The following is an 18,165-nucleotide window of genomic DNA, read 5'->3' as shown; positions in this document are numbered from 1 at the left end:
TTCTTGCATGGCTTCCGTGCACGAGATCTGCGACCAGTACGTCGACGACTTCGCGGCCGCGCATCCGGTCGCGGCGACCGAGATCGGGATCCCGGGGCATGACGACCAGCTGACCGACTATTCGCCCGAAGGCCACGCCGCGCGTGCCTCGCTGGCCAGGCGCGCGCTGGCCGCGGTGCAGGCGGCGGAGCCGTCGGACGCGTCCGAGCGTGCCGCCAAGGCGGTGTTCGCCGAGCGCGTCGGGCTGGACATCGAGATCTACGAAGCGGGGCTGGACGAGGCTTCGCTCAACGTCATCGCGAGCCCGGTGCAGGAGCTGCGGATGGCGTTCGACCTGATGCCGACCGACACCGCGGAGCAGTGGGCCACCATCGCGGCCCGGCTGACCAAGGTTCCCGAAGCGCTCGACGGCGTGCGCGCGTCGCTGCTGGTGGCCGCGGACGCCGGCAACGCGCCCGCGCTGCGCCAGGTCACCAAGGTCGCGGAGCAGGCGGAGACCTGGGCCGGTCTCGGCGGCGAGACGGGCTTCTTCGACAGCTTCGTCGGCGAGGCGAAGGACGTGCCGGAGTCGCTGCGCAAGGAGCTTCAGCACGGCGCCCGCCAGGCCCAGGAGGCGTACGCGGAGCTGGCCGGGTTCCTGCGCGCGGAGCTGGCCCCGAAGGCCAGGGCCAAGGACGCCGTCGGCGAGGACGTGTACCGGCTGTGGTCGCGGTACTTCACCGGCGCCGCGCTCGACCCGCGCGAGGCCTACGAGTGGGGCTGGGGTGAGTTCGCCCGCCTGGAAGCCGAAATGCGTGAGGTCGCCGCGCGCCTCAAGCCCGGCGCGACGCTCGCCGAGACAGCCGCCGCGCTGGACGAGGACCCCCGGTATCGCGTGCAGGGCAAGGCGAATTTCGAAGCCTGGATGCAGGAACTGTCCGACAACGCGCTGAAAGCGTTGCGCGGCAAGCATTTCGAGATCCCCGACGAGCTGATGGCGCTGGAGTGCAAGATCGCGCCGCCCGGGGGCGGGGCCGGCGCCTACTACACCGGGCCGAACGAGGACTTCTCCCGCCCTGGCCGGATGTGGTGGTCGCTGCCGCCGGGCCGGGACGAGTTCTCCACCTGGCGTGAGGTCAGCACCGTCTACCACGAGGGCGTGCCGGGCCATCACCTGCAGATCGCGACGGCGGTGTACGAGCGCTCGCTCAACCGCTACCAGCGGCTGCTCGCCTTCACCTCCGGGCACGGCGAGGGCTGGGCGCTCTACGCCGAGCGGCTGATGCAGGACCTCGGCTACCTCTCCGACGACGGCGAACTGTTCGGCATGTTGTCCGAGCAGCTGTTCCGTGCCGGCCGGGTGCTCGTCGACTTCGGGATGCACCTGGAACTGGAGATCCCGAAGGGCACCGGATTCCACGAGGGCGAGCGGTGGACCCCGGAGCTGGGCCTGGAGTTCATGCTCACCCGCACCATCACCGACCCGCCGCTGGTACGGGACGAGATCAACCGCTACCTGGGCTGGCCGGGGCAGGCGCCTTCGTACAAGCTCGGGGAGAAGCTGTGGCTGGAGGCGCGTGAGGACGCGCGCAGGCGGCCGGGCTTCGACATCAAGGACTTCCACACCCGCGCGCTCCGGCTCGGCGGGATGGGACTGGACACCCTCCGCGAACAACTGGCCCAACTGGACTGATCATGCACCGGATCTTCCGCGTCACCCCGCCGCCCCGCGTCTAGCGGGGCGGACACACCACGTCTTCGCCCCGCGTCGTCGTCCCTTGACTTCTTCGACGCAGGAGCGATTTTTCATGTCCACATCTGTTGCCGCGCCCGCGCGCGGCCGGTCGGCGGTCACGCTGATGATCGCCGGTGTCTTCTGGGGCACCGGCGGCCTGTCCGGAACTCTCCTTGCCACGAAAGGACATCTGCAGCCGCTGCCGGTCGCCGCGTACCGGCTGCTGCTCGGTGGCTGCTGCACCGTGCTGTTCCTGTGGGCCCGTGGCTCACTGCGCCGAATGGTCTGGACCAAGTCGGTGCTGCGGCGGCTGCTGGCCGCCGGGGTGCTGCTCGCCCAGTTCCAGACCTGTTATTTCGGCGCTATTTCGCTGACTTCGGTCAGTGTGTCCACAATGGTCACCATCGGCAGTGTGCCGGTGTTCGTGGCGCTCGTGACGGCGATTCGCACGCGGCGGCTGCCCGGTGCGGTGAACCTGGTCGCGATCGGCGTGGCCGTGCTCGGCCTGGTGCTGCTCACCTGGTCGCCCGAGGGAATCCCGGGCGGCTGGCAGCTGGCCGCGGGTGTCGCGCTGGCGCTCGCCGCGGGCGGCGGGTTCGCGGCGCTCACGTTGCTCACCCGTCGGCCGGTCGAGGGCTTGGATGCTTTCAGTACCACGGCATTCGGCTGTCTCCTCGGCGGTTTGCTGCTCACCCCGGCAGGGTTGTGGTTCGGGATGGCGTTGCCGTTACGGGCCGACGTGCTCGCGGTGGCGCTGTATTTCGGGCTGGTGCCGACCGGGATCGGGTATGCGATGTATTTCCTCGCATTGCGTACCGCGCCCGCGGTGGTGGCGGCGCTGTCCGCGTTGCTGGAGCCGCTCATCGCCGCGTTCCTGTCGGCGTTCGTGCTGCATGACCAGCTCGGTGTGGTCGGCTGGACCGGTGCGGCGCTGCTCGTCGGCGCACTCGCGTTGACCTACACGAGGGCGTAGCGGAAACCACCGGATAGCCGGTATCGCGCCGGCTATCCGGTGGGCGCGTCGAGCGGGAGCTTCCGGCCGAGGATCGCGAACGGCCGCGGATCACCGGCGAAGTGGTATTCCCGCAGCACGTCGACGAAACCGACGCGGCGGTACAGCTTCCACGCGCGGCTCGGGCCTTCCGGGGTGGAGAGCAGGACGTGCTGGTTGGTCACCCCGGTGAGCAGACGCCGCAGCAGCTGCTCACCGATGCCGCCGCCCTGGCTACGCGGGCTGACGTGGATCTCGGTCAGTTCGAAGTAGTCGCGCAGCCAGTGCTCGGCGTGCTCCTCGCCGGTGCTCTTGATCAGCCCGCGGCGCACCTGCTCGTGCCACCACTGGCCGGGACTTCCCTTGTAGCCGTAAGCGATCCCGAGCATCGTGCCGTGCGAATCGAAGGCACCGACACAGCGCCAGCCCTCACGCAGCGCGTGCGTCAGCCACATCGGCGCGCGTTGTTCGGCCGTGCCCGGTGGGTAGCGCATCGCCTCGACGTAGATGGCAAGCGCCTCGCGCAGGCGGCTGCGGAAGTCGTCTGCGGTCAGCTGCACGAACTCGGTCGACACCGTCGTCATGTCCCCGCTCCCGCGACGTCCGCCGCTTGCCCGCCGGTCAACGTCAGCAGATCGGCGAAAGTAGTGGGGAAGACCGACTTCGCGTGCCCCGCCGCCGCCCAGATCTCTTCGTACTGCTCCAGCGCGGTGTCGACCAGGGTCAGGACCGATGCCGGATGCCCGACCGGGGCGACCCCGCCGATGACCTGACCGGTGTGCTCCTTGACGAACCGCGGATCGGCCTTCTCCACGGCTGTCGCGCCGATCAGCTCCGCGAGCACGCCGGTGTCCGCGCGGTGCGCGCCGGAGGTCAGCGACAGCAGCGGCCTGGCCCCGTCGTCGAACACGGCACGGAAGATCAGGCTGTTCGCGATGGCCCCGACCGCCACCCCGAGCGCCTCGGCTGCCTGCGCCGCCGTGCGTACTTCCGCCGGCAGGATCCGAATGCCCTGCGCGGCGTGGTTCTGGCCCGCTTCGGCGAGTGCGGCGGCGACCTTGGCCACCGCCGGATGCTCGAGGCTGCTCATACGGATATGAGATCACGAACCGCCTTCACAGGCGACGGCGTATCCCCCTTGGCTAGCGCGGGGAGCGGCGGGAGCGCACGAAGGCGAAGCCGCCGAGTATCACGACCACCACCACGACGATGACGATCCAGATCCAGGCGCTGGAACCGGTCGCGTCCTGGGTGGTCTGCGCGGCGGCCTGGCTCGCCGGAGCCGAAGCCGGGGCGGGGGCCGGGGTCGTGCTGCTCGGCTGAGCGGTCGCGGTGAGGGAGAAATGCACCTCGCCGTGCACTTCGTCGCCATCGCTCGCGATGACCGTCCAGTTGATGGTGTACGCGCCCGCGGGGCCGGTCGCCTGCACCGGAGCGGTGACCGTCTGGCCGGACACGGTGGCCTTGCCGACCGTCCAGCTCGCCCCGGCCGGGCCCGTCACCTTGACCGGATCGGCGGGCAGCGTCACGGCGGTCTCGAACTTCAGCTGGATCTGCTGGGGCGCGGCCGTCAGCGACGAGCCCTCTGCCGGATCGCTGCTTTCGAGATCGGCATGGGCCAGTGCTGCGGGCGCGGCGGCCACCAGCGCCGCGGCCGCGATTACCAGCGCGACGGAAAAACGCCTGAGGATCATGGGGTGCAACGACCTTCCTTGGTTCTGCCGGAACCCTCCCGATCGTGCAGGTCGTCCTCGTTCGCCGGATAGTTCCCGCGAATCCCGCGCGCCGCGGCGGGAGGGAAAGTGACGCCGGGCAGGTGGGCTTGGGCGGCGGACCGGCCCGGCGTGACGATCTGCAGGTCGGGCCCGGGAGCGGCCCGGTTCCTGGGCTCACCCGATCGTGCGAGCAGGCCGCCGCCGACCACTGCGATGCCGGCCCGTCTCGGTGCGAAATCCCGAGTGGGCTGGATTGTCGTACCCCGTCGTTACCGTGAGGACGTGCCGAGGTGCACGGAGCGGCGGTCGACTTGCATTTGGTGATCACTTTCGATCAGGTGTTCGCTGATACCGAACAGGCGGCCGCGGTGCTCGCGCGCGGGGGCTAAAGCGCGGCCGTTGTCCTGGCATCGGCGGCGCTCTGGCCAGCCACGACTCGCGCTCGGCTCGGCGGTGAGCCCGGCGGGTGAGATCGCGGAAGCGTGGTCACGATCGGCGAAGTGGTCGCCGAACTGACCTGACCGGATGAAGTGCCGGTGCGAAGACTTGAGCGAACACATGTTCGAAGCTAGACTCGAACTTGCTCGAACACAGGTTCGACACCGGTGATGCATCCGGTGCTGGGGTGGGGGAAGCACCTCGGCGCCGGATGCCGCCACCAGCAGCCTGAACAGGGAGGCGCTATGTCCCTAGTCGTCGAGTCCCGCGCCGACTCCAGCCAGCCGGCGCTGCCATTGCCGGTGCGGCCGCCTGCCACCCCCGCGGCAGTTTCCCTGCTGCGGGAGGCCGAACGCGGTCTTGCCGAAGCCGAACACGCCGTCGGCGCGGCGCCGAAGTTCATCGCCTCCTACCTGGCGGCGCTGCGCGGTGGTGCCGCCGTGCTCGCCGCACGTGGCCGTCCGCACCGCGGCCGCGCCCGGCCCGCCAGCGTGTGGGTGCTGCTCGAATCGGCGGCGCCCGAGCTGACCGAATGGGCCGGTTATTTCGCGGCGAATTCCGCCGCGCACTCGGCCGCGCAGGCTGGTGCCGTCCGGCGGATCACCGACAGGTCGGCGGCGGAGCTGTGCCGTCAGGCGGCTCAGTTCCTCGAACTCTGTGCCCGGGTCGTATACGGCCCGGCGCCGGTCCGCCAGTGTGTGGCGCCACCGGTCCGGCGGAAGGTCCAGCGCACCTGATGTCCAGGCAAGTATTCATCGATCCGGGCCGCTACCTGGAAACGCTCGGCATCGAGGTCGAACTGCTCGTCGACGCGTCGCGGGCCGCGTCGGCGAGCACCCCGGTCCCCGCCTGCCCCGGGTTCACCGTCGGCGAGGTCCTCCGGCACGTCGGCGGTTCGTACCGGGTCGCCTGGCACTGGATCACCGAAGGACGCGCACCCCGCTCCTGGCAACAGGATCCGGTGCCCGGACAGTCCACTGAGGACTATCTACGGACGGGATTGGCGGATCTGCTCGCAGAGCTGACCACGCACGAGGCCGGGGAGTACGCCGCGAGCTGGTGGCCGGCCGACCGCAGCTACGGTTTCTGGTGCCGCCGGGCGGCACACGAGACAACGGTGCACCGGTTCGATGTCCAGGAAGCGGTCGACGCACGGATCAGCGAAATAGCCGAGGATTTCGCGATCGACGGCGTCGACGAGGTGCTGTCGGCCTGGTTCGGCCAGCGGCTGGCGCTGCTCGGCGTGTCCGGCACGGCGAACTGGTCGGTGGCCGTGCGTACCGGCGGGCACCACTGGATAGCGCGGGCCGGGCCCGGGTACACCGAAGCCTGGCCCTGTTCCGCCGAAGAAGCCGCTCGGGCGGACGGTCTGGTCTCCGGATCACCGGCGCTGGTGTACCTGTGGTTGTGGGGCCGGCGGTCGCACCCGTGGGTCAGCTGGGAGCGGGACGACAATGCGATCGCCCAGTTCTGGGCGCTGATGCGGCTGGCCACGAGATGAATTCCGCGCGTGGGGAAGCGCTGCCGGATATCGTTTCGGGCATGTCGACGAGGCTCACGGGACTGGTCATCGAGGCCCGGGATCCGGCCGGGCTGGCCGGGTTCTGGGCGGCGCTGCTCGGCTGGGAGCCCGTGGGCGCGAACACCGTCCGCGCCCCGGCTTCCGACGGTGGGCTCGACCTTGTGTTCGTCCCGGAGACCGGGCCGAAGCACGGGTTGAACCGGTTGCACCTGGACCTGGCGAGCACGTCCGCCGATGGCCTGCGCGCCAAGGTTTCGCGTGCCGTGGAACTGGGCGCCGTGCCGAAGGACATCGGCCAGGGCGCAGTGCCGTGGGAGGTGCTGGCCGATCCGGAGGGCAACGAGTTCTGCGTGCTGGAGCCACGTGCCGGCTACACCACGACGGAAACCCTGGCCGCGATCGTGGTGAACTCGCTGGACCCGTTGGCGCAGGCCGCTTTCTGGGAGGAGGCCACCGGCTGGCGCATCGCCAACCGGGAGCCGGTGATCGTCGGCCTACGCGCCCCCACCGGCCGTGGTCCCTGGTTGGAGTTCCTGCGCACGGAGGAGGCGAAGGCGGGCCCCAACCGCCTCCGCCTCCTCCTCACCGCTACCTCCGGCGGCATTCCACGCCCCGACGCCGATCCGGAAGGCAACGAGTTCGTCGTGCTCACCGGCTGAAAACCAGCTCCGGATACCACGGCGACGGCCGGAATCAGGCCAGATGACGAAGGCGCCGGAAGGAGAACCAGCCGACGAAGGCCGACAGCACCAGGAAAAGCCCGAGTTCGATCCACTGCAGTGCCCAGAACCGGGAAGCCGGCTGATAGGCCAGCTGCTGGTGGTAGCCGAGGTCGTTCAGCTTCGCTATGCAGGTCGCCGCCGAGCCGGGCTCCGGCAGTCCGCCCTGTCCGGGTTTCGGCGCGCAGTTCTGCACGACATCCGGCAGTGGCGAGACGGCTTTACCGGACGGGTCCACGGTTTCGTCGGTCAGCATCCACGCGCCGGCGGGTTCCTGCACGACGATGTTCTGGATCACGCCCTGGTTGTCCCCGCTGATCCCCAGCACGTTCGAGGCGGTGATCGCGACCGTTTCGTTCACCGCGGGCAGCAGGTAAGGCCGAACCAGAAGCGGGACGGCCAGCTGCACGCCGACGAACAGCACCAGCGTCACTGCCATCGCCGTCACGGTGCGGCGCAACACGATCCCGACCGCGACACCGAGAACGAAGGCGAAGGCCGCGTACCCGATCGGCACGATGCCACGGGCGGCGAACACCACCGGCGACATCCGGCTCACCATGCTGCGGTCCGTGCTCTGGGCCGCCAGTGCGTCGATGGGGCCGGCCCACCAGGTGACGGCGAGACTCAGCAGCCCGGCGGCGATCATGGCGGTCAGTACCCCCGCCCCGAGCTTCGTCCCGAGCCACCGTTTGCGGGTGATCGTCTGGTTCCACACCAGGCTGTGCGTGCCGTTCTCCAGCTCACGCGTGACCAGCGGGACACCCCAGAACACGCCGATGATCGCCGGCAACACGTACACCAGCAGAATGGTGCCGTTGTAAAGGAAATCCTGGTCGGAGAAGTCCGTGCGGCCGGCCAGCTGCGGCCCGGTGATCCCGAGGACCACGCCGATCACGGCCAGGCCGGAGAACACCGACAGTGCGGATGTGCGGAACTGGCGCCAGGTCAACCAGGTCATCGCAGAACCTCCAGCGTGGGGCGGATGGCGGCTGAGTTGCTCATGTACTCCAGGACCAGGTCCTCCAGCGTGAGCTGGGCGACGGTCCACGACGGGTCGAGAATCGGAGCCTCCGTGCGGATGAGCACGGAGGTCTGCCGCTCGGTGTGGTGCACGGAGATGACCTGCTGTTCGGACGGCAGCGAGTCCACGTCGCGGCGGGGCCCGCTCAGCCGGTGGTGCGTGGCGAGCAGTTCCTCGACGTCGCCCGCGATCCGCACTTTCGAGTCCACCAGCACGATCAGCTGGTCGCAGACCCGCTCCAGATCGTTGACGAGGTGCGACGACATCACGACGGAAAGCCCGTGCTCGGCGACCGCCTCCATGAGGTCCTGCAGGAACTCGCGGCGTGCGAGCGGGTCGAGCGCGGCGACCGGCTCGTCCAGGAGCAGCAGTTCCGGCCGCTTGGCGATGCCGATCGTGAGCGCGAGCTGAGCGCGCTGGCCGCCGGAAAGCTTTCCGGCGTGCTGCTTCGGATCCAGCCCGAGCCGCTCGACGCGTTTGCGCGCCAGGTCCTCGTCCCAGGTCGGGTTCAGCTGGGCGCCGAGGCGCAGGTGCTCGTCGACGGACAAGCCGCCGTAGACCGGCGTGTTCTGCGCGACGTAACCCACCTTGGCCAGCTGCGCCGTACCGCTGCCCGGCGCCCCGCCGCACACCTCGATCGTCCCGGTGGTCGGTTCGAGCATGCCGGACGCGATGTTCAGCAGCGTCGACTTGCCCGCACCGTTCGGCCCGACGAGCCCGGTCACATGGCCGGGCTCGATCTCGAGGGTGCAGCCACTCAACGCCCACTTGCGCTTGTACTTCTTGCCCAATCCCTGGGCACGCAGCACGGTCACGCTATGTCCTCTCTTGCGGAGTCGCGAAACGTGGACATCAACAGGGCCTCGATGCTCTCCTCGTCGAGGCCGGCCTTGCGTGCCTTGGACAACCAGCGGCGCAGCTCGTGGCGCAACGGTCCGAGCACCGCGAATGAGCCGCCGCCCAGCGTCGCCGTCACGAACGTCCCGACTCCGGGCCGCGCCGAGACGAGCCCGTCGTGCTCCAGCTCGCGGTAGGCCTTGAGCACCGTGTTCGGGTTGATCGCAAGGCTCGCGACCACGTCCTTGACCTTCGGCAGCTGGTCGCCTTCCCGAAGCACCCCGAGGCGCAGCGCGTGCCGCACCTGCTGGACCAGTTGCTGGTACGGCGAGAGACCGGACCTGCCGTCCAGGTGGAACTCGATCACGAGCACCTCCATTTATCTATGTAACTAGCACTATAGCTACATAAGGGAAGGTGGCGCCAGCTGTTTCGGTGGCGTTGCGGAGCCGCGCCGAACGCTGACAAGCGCGAAACACCGGCGTCCTCGGTCCGCAACAACGGCGCGGGATCGTTACCGAATGGAGATTCGCAGCGCTAGACGGATGCAGGCCGTGGACACGCCGGCCCCCTGGCCTTCGGCATCGGTGCCCGGTGCGGAGGTGACGTCGGCCGTCTGGCGGTTGCGCATCAGGATGGACGACCGGCCGGGCATGCTGGCGCGGATCACCATCCGGATGGCGGATCTCGAATGCAACATCCTCGGCCTGCACGTCCTTCCGATCCCGGGCGGCGTGCTCGACGAGATGATCATCCGGCCGGCCACCGGGCTGACGAAGGAACAACTGATCCACGCGATCCAGGGCGAAGGCTGCGAATGCTCGTCGATCGCCGACGCCGACGTGCGTGAACTGGTCGACGCGTCCGCGGCAACCCTGGCCGCGGCCAGCCGCGCCGTGGACGATCCCTCGCGCTACGCCGACGTGCTCCGTGAGGTGCTCTCCGCCGATCTGGTCACGGTCGTGCCGCTCGCGGAAGCGAATCCCGGCCGCACCGAAGGCGGCCACCGCGCCGTGTTCGCCGTCGACGGGCACACCGCACTCGTCGTCCGTCGCCGCTGGGCACCGTTCGTCCAGCAGGAACTCGCCCGCGCGGAGGCGTTACTCGGTTTGCTGAGCAGCGTCCGGGCGAATGTCTCCAGCCCCTCGATCGCCACCTGCACGGACGGTTCTTCCCTCGTGCTCCGCCTCGGTAAGCCCGGTGACGCGGATGCCGTGTTCGCGCTGCACGACCGGTGCTCGATGGAGACGCTCTTTCAGCGCTACCACACCGGAATGCGCACGATGCCGCGCCGCTGGCTGCACCGGCTGCTGATGCCGCCGCGCGGCTCCAGCCTGCTCGCCGTGTGCGGGCGCGAGGTCGTCGGGCTCGGGCAGCTGATCCCGGGCGCCACCGGTGAGATCGCCGAAATCTCGCTGCTGGTGGAGGATTCCTGGCAGCGCAAGGGCGTCGGCACCGCACTGCTGGCACGGCTCGCCGTCCTCGCCGCCGCCCGCGGGCACCGGAAACTGATGGCCGTCTCGCTGCCGGGCCGCGACGCGATCTTCCGCACCGCCGTGCGCGCCGGGCTCGCACCCGAGCAGCCGGAGGAGGAGGGGCTGGTGCGGATAGCCATCCCGTCGCGCCTCGCGCCCCGCGTCCCCGGCGCGCGCTGACCCCCGGTCAGCGCGCGATCAACGCCGCCAGAACCAGTCCTTGCCGCGCGCCTGCTTGAGTGCTTCCCGTTTGGTCTGCTTGGGCAGCCGATCGATGTAGAGGACGCCGTCAAGGTGGTCGGTCTCGTGCTGAAGGCATTGCGCCAGCACATCCTTCCCTTCCACGAGCACCGGTTCGTTGCGCACGTCGACCCCACGCACGACCGCGCGCTTGGCCCGCGTGGTGTCGAAATGCAGCTCCGGCAGCGACAGGCATCCCTCGCCGATCTCGTGTGTCGCCTCGGAGAGTTCGACGATCTCCGGGTTGATCACGTAGCCGGTGAGCCCTTCGACGTCGTAGCTGAACACCCGGAGGCTCACCCCGATCTGCGGCGCCGCGAGCCCGGCCCGCCCCGCGGGTTTGACACTGTCGAGCAGATCCGTCACCAGGGCTTCGAGCTTCTTGTCGAAGGTGGTGACCGGATCGCAGACCGTCTTCAGCACCGGGTCCCCGAAGTACCGCAGCTCCCGCATCGCCATCCGTGCACGTCCTTTCCGCCGGACGGATTCTACGGGCGGCCCGCTCCCGCGTCAGGCGCGGAGGCGGAGCCCCTTGGGCGTGGCACGGAAGCCGGCGTCGCGCAGGACCTCGCCCAGAGCCGAGGTGAGGGCCTGCTCCCCGTCGGCGCGCTGGACGGCCAGCTGTCCCAGCCAGCCCTCCCGAACCGCGCGCGAGAGCGCGTTCGCCGCCGCACGGAGCGCAGAATCGTTGTCGGTGAAGGAAAGCAGCGAGCGTCCGCCCCGCTCCACGTACAACGCCGGCACCCCGTCGACCAGCACGACCAGCGCCCCGGCCTTCCGCGCCGGCCGGTGCTTCGTCTCACCGACCGCCGCCGGCCACGCCAGGGCCGCCCCGTACGGCTGCGCGGGATCGGTCGCCGCCAGCACCACCGCGTCGGTCGGGCGCCGCCCGCCCGCGGTGTCCGACAACGCCCGCAACCGGTCCACGGCCCCGCGCGCGGCGAACTGCGCCGCCCCGAGCCCTTCGATCACGTACCCGCGGATGACCTGGCCGGAATCCTCCATCCCGCGAAGTACCTTGTATATCCCGGAAAATCCGCCGACGACCCGTTCGGTCTCCAGTGCTCCGCGAGTCAGCACGCCGTGGCGTTCCAGGAATGCCTCAGTGCGGGCGTGGGTGCGTCGCGTCGGGTCCGTCTCCCGTAGTGGCGTCAGCCCCCAGCGGCCCGCGACGGTCGGCGGCCCGGTGCGCGATGGCATTCTCGGCCGCCCCGACCGCATGCGCGCGTACCGGCCGCGCGGCGCCGCCTGCCGAGGTTTGTGCGCGGCACCGCGGCCGGCCACGAGCGCCCGCAGCGGGCCCAGCGTGTCCCCGGTGACCTGCCCGGCCCAGACCAGGTCCCACAGCGCGGCCACGACGTCCCCGTCGTCGGGCGGTTTGTCGACCAGTACCGAAACCCGGTCCACCAGCTGCCGGAAGAACAGCGCCCCACCCTCCAAAGTAGACACGATCGCCTCGTGCAGCGGGCCGGTGGGCGCGTCCTCCTCGATCTCGGGCAGCAGCAGATCGGCCACGTCCGCCGGCGCCAGCGCCAGCCAGCCGTCCCCGCCCGCCAGCGCGCCACAGCCCGCCCAGGTCACCTCGCCCGCGGTGGTCAGCTCGTCCAGCAGCGCCGGGTAATAGCCGGGCAGCCGGCTCGGCAGGATCAGCGACTCCACCGCGCTGGCCGGCAGCGGCGCGCCGGCCAGCTGCTCGACCACCGACAGCACGTCATCCGCCGTCGGCGCCGCGCGCATCCGCGCCCCGATGCCATGCCAGGACGGCAGGAACCGCCCGAGCGCGGCCGGTTCGACCGGCTCGACCTCGGCGCGCAGCTTCGCCAGCGACGCACGCCGTAACCGCCGCAGCACGGCCGCGTCGCAGTACTCGACCCCGACGCCGTGCGAATCCGGATGCCCGACCGGGCTCAGCTCCCCACGCACCACCCGGCCCTCGGCCGTGAGCCTGTCCAGTACCCCGGCCACCACGGCCGTGCCGAGGCCGAACCGCTCCGCGGCCTGCCGCGCCGGGAACGGTCCCCGCGTGCGGGCATAGCGGGACAGCAGATCACCGAGCGGGTCGGCGACCGGCTCGGTGAACGCCTCGGGCACCCCGATCGGCAGCGCCACACCGAGCGCGTCGCGTACCCGGCCGGCGTCCTCGATCGCGAGCGCGCGTTCTTCACCGGCGATCCGCACCCGGATCACGCGGCGCTGTCCGACCAGATCCGCCAGCCACCCGGATTCGATGCCGCGGGCGGCCGCCTCCTCCTCGGTCAGGTCACCGAGGAAACGCAACAGATCCGCCGCGTCCTCGGCGTTGCGGGCGTGCCTTTCCGGATCGAGACGTTGCAGCGAACGCTCGACCTCGGCCACCGCGTCCGGATCGAGCAGCTCGCGGATCGCTTCGGTGCCAAGGAGTTCGGCCAGCAACGCGGAATCCAGCGACAGCGCCGCCGCCCGGCGTTCGGCCAGCGGGGCGTCCGTCTCGTACAGGAACATGCCGACGTAGCCGAACATCAGGCTGCGCGCGAACGGCGAGGCCGACGGCGTTTCCACATCCACCAGCCGCACCCGGCGCGCCCGCACGTCCGTCATCAGCTCACGCAGACCGCCCACGTCGTATACGTCCTGCAGGCATTCGCGCATCGCCTCCAGTACGACGGGGAACCGCTCGTACTTCGCCGCCACCGCCAGCAGTTGCGAGGCCCGTTGCCGTTGCTGCCAAAGGGGAGTGCGCCGGCGCGGGTCACGCCGGGGCAGCAGCAGCGAACGCGCCGCGCACTCGCGGAACCGCGCGGCGAACAAGGCCGATCCGCTGACCTCGCCGACGATGAGCTGCTCGACCTCCTCCGGATCGATCAGCACGTCCTCGGGCCCGACCGTGACGTCCGCGCCGTTTTCGTCCAATGCGTCGGGCAGGCGCAGCACGATCCCGTCGTCGGAGTGCATGATCTGCGCGTCCACCCCGCGGTTTTCGCGCAGCCGCGCCGCGATCGCCAGCGCCCACGGCGCGTTCACCTGCGCGCCGAACTGCGAATGCAGCACTATCCGCCAGTCGCCCAGCTCGTCCCGGAACCTTTCCAGCAGGATCGTCCGGTCGTTCGGGATGTGCCGGGTGGCCGAGCGTTGCTCCTCCAGGTACGCCAGCAGGTTTTCCCTGGCCCATTCGTCGAGCCCGGCCGCGTCCGCGCGTGCCCGTGCGCCTTCGGCGTCCGAAGTGGACAGTTCGCGGACGAAGGCGCCGAGCGCCCGGCCCAGCTCGAGCGGGCGGCCCGGGGCGTCGCCCTTCCAGAACGGCATCCGCGCCGGCTCACCGGGCGCGGGCACCACGATGACCCGGTCGTGCGTGATGTCGGTGACCCGCCACGACGAGGTGCCGAGCAGGATCGTGTCCCCGACCCTGGACTCGTACACCATTTCCTCGTCGAGCTCGCCGACCCGGGACCCGGACCGACCCTCGCTGCCCGGGGTCATCACCGTGAACAGTCCGCGATCCGGGATCGTGCCGCCCGACGTGACCGCCAGCCGCTGCGACCCGGGCCTGCCTCGCAGCTCCCCGCTGACCCTGTCCCAGGTGATCCGCGGGCGCAGCTCACCGAACTCCTCGCTCGGATAGCGGCCGGCCAGCATGTCCAGCACCGCCAGCAACGCGTCGTCCGGCAGGGCCGCGAACGGCGCGGACCGGCGGACCGTCGCGCCCAGTTCCGCCACCGTCCACGGTTCCAGCGCCACCATCGAAACCACGTGCTGTGCAAGCACATCCAGCGGGTTGCGCGGGTAGCGCACCGCCTCGATCGCGCCCTGGGTCATCCGCTCGGACACCACCGCGCAGGACACCAGGTCGCCCCGGAACTTCGGGAACATCACCCCCGTGGACACCGCGCCGACGTGGTGCCCGGCGCGGCCGACCCGCTGCAGCCCGGACGCGACCGTGGGCGGGGCCTCGATCTGCACCACGAGATCCACCGCGCCCATGTCGATGCCGAGTTCGAGCGAGGACGTGGCGACCACGCACGGCAGCCGTCCCGTCTTGAGCTCCTCTTCGACCTGGGTGCGCTGTTCGCGGGACATCGAGCCGTGGTGGGCCCTGGCGACGGTGGGCGCCGCACCCGTGGTGAGCCCGGACTGGCCGATCGCCTCGGCCGGGAACTGTTGCTCCGGCTCGAGTTCCGTCTGCTCGGCCGCCAGCTCGTTGAGCCGCGCGGTGAGCCTTTCGGTCAGGCGCCGGGAGTTCGCGAAGACGATGGTGGACCGGTGCTGCTTGATCAGCTCCAGCACCCGCTCTTCCACGGCGGGCCAGATCGACGGCCGCCGCACCGTCGCACCGGCTATTTCCTCCTGCGTGCCGATCCCGCCTTCGGCGGGCATCGGCGGCGAATCCAGCGACTCCAACGGCGACGATGCCGGCGCGTCGAGGTTGGCCATGTCCTCCACCGGCACCTCGACCCGGACCTCGATCGTCTTCGCCGACTTCGGCTGCACCACCCGCACCGGGCGCCCGCCGCCGAGGAACGCGCTCACCTCGTCGACCGGGCGGACCGTGGCGGACAGCCCTATCCGCTGGGCGGGCCTCGGCAGCAACCCGTCGAGCCTTTCCAGCGACAAGGCCAGATGCGCGCCGCGTTTGGTACCCGCCACCGCGTGCACCTCGTCGACGATCACCGTCTCCACACCCCGCAGCGATTCGCGCGCCGAGGAGGTGAGGATCAGAAACAGCGACTCCGGCGTGGTGACCAGGATGTCCGGCGGGGTGCGGTTGAACGAGCGCCGCTCCGACGCCGGGGTGTCCCCGGTTCTCATCCCGACCGCGATCTCCGGCGGGGTGGCGCCGAGGCGGCGGGCAGCCTGCGACATGCCGGCCAGCGGCGCCCGGAGGTTGCGCTGCACGTCCACCGCCAGCGCCTTCAGCGGTGAGACATACAGCACGCGGCAGCGCTTGCCCGCGGACTCGGGCGGCGGCCCGGTGGCCAGCCTGTCCAGCGCCCAGAGGAACGCCGCGAGCGTCTTGCCGGACCCGGTCGGGGCCACGACCAGCGCGTGCTCGCCTGCCTGCGCCGCACGCCAGGCCCCGGACTGGGCCTGTGTGGGGGCGGCGAAGGCCCCCGCGAACCAGTCCCGGGTCGCGGGGGAGAACAGGTCGAGCACATCAGGCACGTGTTCCATCATTGCGCGACCCACCGACAATTTCTGGCGGGTCCGCACTCGGGCGGGCCGCGCGCATGGCAGCATCACGTTCCGACCAGGGAAGTCTTGAGGGGAGAACCGTGCGGATCCTGTCCGTGGACCTCGGCACGTCCAACACCGTCGCCGTGCTGTCCGCGCACGGTATGCCGCCGCGGGTCGTCGAGGTGGACGGCTCCGCCACCATGCCCACCGCGGTGTTCGCGGGGGAGGACGGCACCCTCATGGTCGGCCGCGACGCCGAACGGCGGGCGCGGCTGGACCCGACCCGGTTCGAGCCCAACCCCAAGCGCCGTGTCGACGAGCAGACGTTGTTGCTGGGCCAGGACATCGTGCCGGTGAACGAGACGCTGGCCGCGGTGCTGCGCCGGGTGCTGGACGAGACGACGCGCCAGCTCGGCGGGGAACAGCCCGACGAAATCCGGCTGACCCACCCCGCGCAGTGGGGTCCGGTGCGCCGCAACGTACTGCTGTCGGCGGCCCGGCTGGCGGGCATCCGCGGGCCGATCCACCTGGTCCCCGAGCCGGTGGCCGCGGCCGCGCATTTCGCGTCCTTCCCCGGCCGGACGCTCGCGCCGGGCCAGGCGCTGGCGGTGTACGACCTCGGCGCCGGCACCTTCGACGTCGCGGTGGTCGGCGCGACCCAGAACGGGTTCACCGTGCTCGCCGAGGACGGGCTGCCCGACCTCGGCGGCCTCGACGTGGACCAGGCGCTGATGGTGCACGTCGGCCGTGAGGTCTCGCACCGCGACCCGCAGCGCTGGCAGCGGTTGCTGCGCCCGGAGTCCACCGCGGACCGGCGCACCCGCCGCGCCCTGCAGGAGGATGTGAAGGCGGCCAAGGAGGCGCTGTCGCGGCATCCGCAGACCGAGGTGCCGATGCCCGAGCCGTTCACCGACGTGCTGGTCACCCGCGGCGAGCTGGAGGCGCTCGTGCGCCCGGCGATGCTGCGCAGCGTGGAGTTGTTGTCCCGCACCGTGCAGGCGGCCGGGCTGACCCCGGACCGGCTGGCCGGCATCTACCTGGTCGGTGGTTCGAGCAGGCTGCCGCTGGTGGGCACGATGATCGCGGAGAAGCTCGGTGTCGTCCCGGCGAGCCTCGACCAGCCGGAGACCGCGGTCGCGCTGGGCGCGCACCACGTGACCGGCGACGGGATCAGCATGCGCACCCAGAACGTGGAGGGGCAGGTCGCCTCCACCGGGGTGCCGCCAGTCCCGCCGCAGTCGTTCGCCCCGCCGCAGGTCGCGAACGTGCCGGGCACCCCGCCCGGCGGTTACCCGAACTATCGGCAGTACCCGTCGAACTTCCCGAGCCTGCCGGTGAGCACGCCGCCGAAACCCAAGCGTGGCAACAAAAAACTGCTCATCGGGATCGCCGCGGCCGTCGTGGTGCTACTCGCGGCGGGGATGACGTACCTGTTCTGGCCGTCGAGTTCGGCGGCCACCACGCTCAGCGCCGAGGAATGCAAACAGCCGGGTCAGGCCGACGTGAAGGGCTTCACCAGCTGCATGCGGCAGCTGGCGGGGAAGATCGCCGACACCGGGCAGTGTGCTTCGGGTGCGGGCAGCGGCGACATCGCGCCGCCTGCCGGGCAGAACATCGGCGTGCTGACCACGTGTTCCGCGCCCGCGCTGGCCGGGGCGCAGGTGACCTACGTGCACGGCACCGCTTCGGCCACGGTGAAGGAGTACACCGAGCGGCTGCTCAGCTCCGTCGGCGGGGACCAGATCCAGGCGCCATGGAAGGGCAATGGGTTGTCCGGCAGCTATTCCGCGGCTTCCGGGCGCTCTTCGGCGGTGCTGGTCTTCACGGTGACGGACCGGCCGCTGGCCGGGGTGATCTACCAGAAGACGGGCAGCGACCAGGCTCCGCTGACCGCCTCGAAGCTCGCCGACTACTTCGAGCAGACCGTCCAGCCGGGCTCCTAGCGAGTGCGTCCTCGTCGGGATCACTTTCGCTTGCGCATGGTCCACAGTGCGCGCAGGGCCACGATGATCGCCGCGACCAGGGTCAGCGCCGAGACGAGCGTCAGCAGCCAGCCAGAGCCGCTCTGGAAGCCGTCCATCGGGTCAGGGTAGCTACCCTGTCTCTCGATGCGTATCACTGTTTTCCGAAGGTTGATGGCCGACGAGTTCGGCCCGGTTCGCGCCGAGACCCTGGCCAAGGACCACGTGCTCAGCTCGCTGGGCGGGCGGACCGTGGACGAGGCGCTGGCCGCCGGGATGTCCGCGAAGGAGATCTGGCGCGAGGTCTGCGCGGCGTTCGACGTGCCCGCCGAACGCCGCTGAACGGGCGCGCGGAAAAACCTTCCCCGAAGGTGTGTCAGT

The 18,165-nt window shown here is 70.6% G+C and carries 16 protein-coding genes; 8 read left to right on the top strand and 8 right to left on the bottom strand.

The features are described 5' to 3' along the window. Positions 1-7: 7 nt before the first annotated feature. Both VHD82_RS05440 and VHD82_RS05435 read left to right on the top strand, forming a co-directional pair. Entirely contained in the window at positions 8-1,672 is a 1,665-nt protein-coding gene (locus VHD82_RS05440; RefSeq protein ID WP_325697626.1) for a DUF885 domain-containing protein, read from the top strand. A gap of 115 nt (positions 1,673-1,787) precedes the next feature. After that, positions 1,788-2,687, top strand: a complete 900-nt coding sequence (locus VHD82_RS05435; protein WP_325697625.1) for a DMT family transporter — start codon at positions 1,788-1,790, stop codon at positions 2,685-2,687. Positions 2,688-2,719: 32 nt separating this feature from the next. Here the strand turns inward: VHD82_RS05435 and VHD82_RS05430 are convergent, their stop codons facing one another. The 3 genes from VHD82_RS05430 to VHD82_RS05420 are packed head-to-tail and all read right to left on the bottom strand — an operon-like array spanning position 2,720 to position 4,399. Then, positions 2,720-3,289, bottom strand: coding sequence for an N-acetyltransferase (locus tag VHD82_RS05430; RefSeq protein WP_325697623.1), 570 nt, complete (start codon positions 3,287-3,289; stop codon positions 2,720-2,722). Beyond that, positions 3,286-3,795 carry a YbaK/EbsC family protein gene (locus VHD82_RS05425; RefSeq protein ID WP_325697621.1) on the bottom strand — a complete coding sequence of 170 codons (510 nt, stop codon included), beginning with the start codon at positions 3,793-3,795 and terminating at the stop codon, positions 3,286-3,288. The genes VHD82_RS05430 and VHD82_RS05425 overlap by 4 nt, the downstream gene beginning before the upstream one ends. 52 nt (positions 3,796-3,847) lie before the next feature. Next, on the bottom strand, positions 3,848-4,399 hold the full coding sequence (locus VHD82_RS05420; protein WP_325697620.1) for a copper resistance CopC family protein: 552 nt from the start codon (positions 4,397-4,399) through the stop codon (positions 3,848-3,850). A 704-nt stretch (positions 4,400-5,103) separates the two neighbouring features. Between VHD82_RS05420 and VHD82_RS05415 the strand changes: the two genes are divergently transcribed. The 3 genes from VHD82_RS05415 to VHD82_RS05405 are packed head-to-tail and all read left to right on the top strand — an operon-like array spanning position 5,104 to position 7,039. Beyond that, the gene (locus VHD82_RS05415; RefSeq protein WP_325697619.1) at positions 5,104-5,595 is read left to right on the top strand and encodes an SAV_6107 family HEPN domain-containing protein; all 492 of its coding nucleotides are present in this window, start codon (positions 5,104-5,106) and stop codon (positions 5,593-5,595) included. Then, a complete protein-coding gene (locus VHD82_RS05410; RefSeq protein ID WP_325697617.1) occupies positions 5,595-6,359 on the top strand; it encodes a maleylpyruvate isomerase N-terminal domain-containing protein in 765 nt (254 codons plus the stop codon). The genes VHD82_RS05415 and VHD82_RS05410 overlap by 1 nt, the downstream gene beginning before the upstream one ends. Positions 6,360-6,400: 41 nt before the next feature. Further along, complete coding sequence (locus VHD82_RS05405; RefSeq protein WP_325697615.1) at positions 6,401-7,039, top strand: VOC family protein; 639 nt, start codon at positions 6,401-6,403, stop codon at positions 7,037-7,039. A gap of 34 nt (positions 7,040-7,073) precedes the next feature. On the opposite strand, the gene VHD82_RS05400 is transcribed toward VHD82_RS05405, so the two are convergent. The 3 genes from VHD82_RS05400 to VHD82_RS05390 are packed head-to-tail and all read right to left on the bottom strand — an operon-like array spanning position 7,074 to position 9,339. Next, the gene (locus VHD82_RS05400; protein WP_325697613.1) at positions 7,074-8,060 is read right to left on the bottom strand and encodes an ABC transporter permease subunit; all 987 of its coding nucleotides are present in this window, start codon (positions 8,058-8,060) and stop codon (positions 7,074-7,076) included. Next, positions 8,057-8,938: an ABC transporter ATP-binding protein gene (locus VHD82_RS05395; protein ID WP_325697611.1), complete on the bottom strand. Its 882-nt coding sequence runs from the start codon at positions 8,936-8,938 to the stop codon at positions 8,057-8,059. The genes VHD82_RS05400 and VHD82_RS05395 overlap by 4 nt, the downstream gene beginning before the upstream one ends. After that, the gene (locus tag VHD82_RS05390; RefSeq protein ID WP_325697609.1) at positions 8,935-9,339 is read right to left on the bottom strand and encodes a GntR family transcriptional regulator; all 405 of its coding nucleotides are present in this window, start codon (positions 9,337-9,339) and stop codon (positions 8,935-8,937) included. Before VHD82_RS05390 ends, VHD82_RS05395 begins: the two co-directional genes overlap by 4 nt. 166 nt (positions 9,340-9,505) lie before the next feature. Between VHD82_RS05390 and VHD82_RS05385 the strand changes: the two genes are divergently transcribed. Further along, complete coding sequence (locus VHD82_RS05385) at positions 9,506-10,615, top strand: GNAT family N-acetyltransferase (protein ID WP_414637461.1); 1,110 nt, start codon at positions 9,506-9,508, stop codon at positions 10,613-10,615. An 18-nt stretch (positions 10,616-10,633) separates the two neighbouring features. Here the strand turns inward: VHD82_RS05385 and def are convergent, their stop codons facing one another. Beyond that, a complete protein-coding gene (gene def, locus VHD82_RS05380; RefSeq protein WP_325697607.1) occupies positions 10,634-11,134 on the bottom strand; it encodes a peptide deformylase in 501 nt (166 codons plus the stop codon). Between the two features lie 51 nt (positions 11,135-11,185). Beyond that, positions 11,186-15,820, bottom strand: coding sequence for an ATP-dependent helicase (locus tag VHD82_RS05375; RefSeq protein WP_325697997.1), 4,635 nt, complete (start codon positions 15,818-15,820; stop codon positions 11,186-11,188). 101 nt (positions 15,821-15,921) lie between these two features. Here VHD82_RS05375 and VHD82_RS05370 point away from each other — a divergent pair, with 101 nt between their 5' ends. Together VHD82_RS05370 and VHD82_RS05365 are read left to right on the top strand one after the other, a co-directional pair. After that, a complete protein-coding gene (locus VHD82_RS05370; protein WP_325697605.1) occupies positions 15,922-17,766 on the top strand; it encodes an Hsp70 family protein in 1,845 nt (614 codons plus the stop codon). A gap of 165 nt (positions 17,767-17,931) precedes the next feature. Further along, the gene (locus VHD82_RS05365; protein ID WP_325697603.1) at positions 17,932-18,126 is read left to right on the top strand and encodes a DUF3046 domain-containing protein; all 195 of its coding nucleotides are present in this window, start codon (positions 17,932-17,934) and stop codon (positions 18,124-18,126) included. The last annotated feature ends 39 nt before the right edge of the window (positions 18,127-18,165 follow it).

Source organism: Amycolatopsis sp. (assembly GCF_035546795.1).
Classification (GTDB): domain Bacteria; phylum Actinomycetota; class Actinomycetes; order Mycobacteriales; family Pseudonocardiaceae; genus Amycolatopsis_E.
The sequence above is the reverse complement of the archived record's forward strand: the minus strand, read 5'-3'. Positions and strand labels throughout refer to the sequence as shown.

Excerpts from the sequence above, each read along its gene's own strand:
- VHD82_RS05410 (WP_325697617.1), top strand. The coding sequence starts at position 5,595 with ATGTCCAGGCAAGTATTCATCGATCCGGGCCGCTACCTGGAAACGCTC.
- VHD82_RS05420 (WP_325697620.1), bottom strand. The coding sequence starts at position 4,399 with ATGATCCTCAGGCGTTTTTCCGTCGCGCTGGTAATCGCGGCCGCGGCG.
- VHD82_RS05405 (WP_325697615.1), top strand. The coding sequence starts at position 6,401 with ATGTCGACGAGGCTCACGGGACTGGTCATCGAGGCCCGGGATCCGGCC.
- VHD82_RS05385 (WP_414637461.1), top strand. The coding sequence starts at position 9,506 with ATGCAGGCCGTGGACACGCCGGCCCCCTGGCCTTCGGCATCGGTGCCC.
- VHD82_RS05430 (WP_325697623.1), bottom strand. The coding sequence starts at position 3,289 with ATGACGACGGTGTCGACCGAGTTCGTGCAGCTGACCGCAGACGACTTC.
- def (WP_325697607.1), bottom strand. The coding sequence starts at position 11,134 with ATGGCGATGCGGGAGCTGCGGTACTTCGGGGACCCGGTGCTGAAGACG.
- VHD82_RS05375 (WP_325697997.1), bottom strand. The coding sequence starts at position 15,820 with ATGGAACACGTGCCTGATGTGCTCGACCTGTTCTCCCCCGCGACCCGG.
- VHD82_RS05415 (WP_325697619.1), top strand. The coding sequence starts at position 5,104 with ATGTCCCTAGTCGTCGAGTCCCGCGCCGACTCCAGCCAGCCGGCGCTG.
- VHD82_RS05425 (WP_325697621.1), bottom strand. The coding sequence starts at position 3,795 with ATGAGCAGCCTCGAGCATCCGGCGGTGGCCAAGGTCGCCGCCGCACTC.
- VHD82_RS05365 (WP_325697603.1), top strand. The coding sequence starts at position 17,932 with ATGCGTATCACTGTTTTCCGAAGGTTGATGGCCGACGAGTTCGGCCCG.
- VHD82_RS05440 (WP_325697626.1), top strand. The coding sequence starts at position 8 with ATGGCTTCCGTGCACGAGATCTGCGACCAGTACGTCGACGACTTCGCG.
- VHD82_RS05400 (WP_325697613.1), bottom strand. The coding sequence starts at position 8,060 with ATGACCTGGTTGACCTGGCGCCAGTTCCGCACATCCGCACTGTCGGTG.
- VHD82_RS05435 (WP_325697625.1), top strand. The coding sequence starts at position 1,788 with ATGTCCACATCTGTTGCCGCGCCCGCGCGCGGCCGGTCGGCGGTCACG.
- VHD82_RS05390 (WP_325697609.1), bottom strand. The coding sequence starts at position 9,339 with ATGGAGGTGCTCGTGATCGAGTTCCACCTGGACGGCAGGTCCGGTCTC.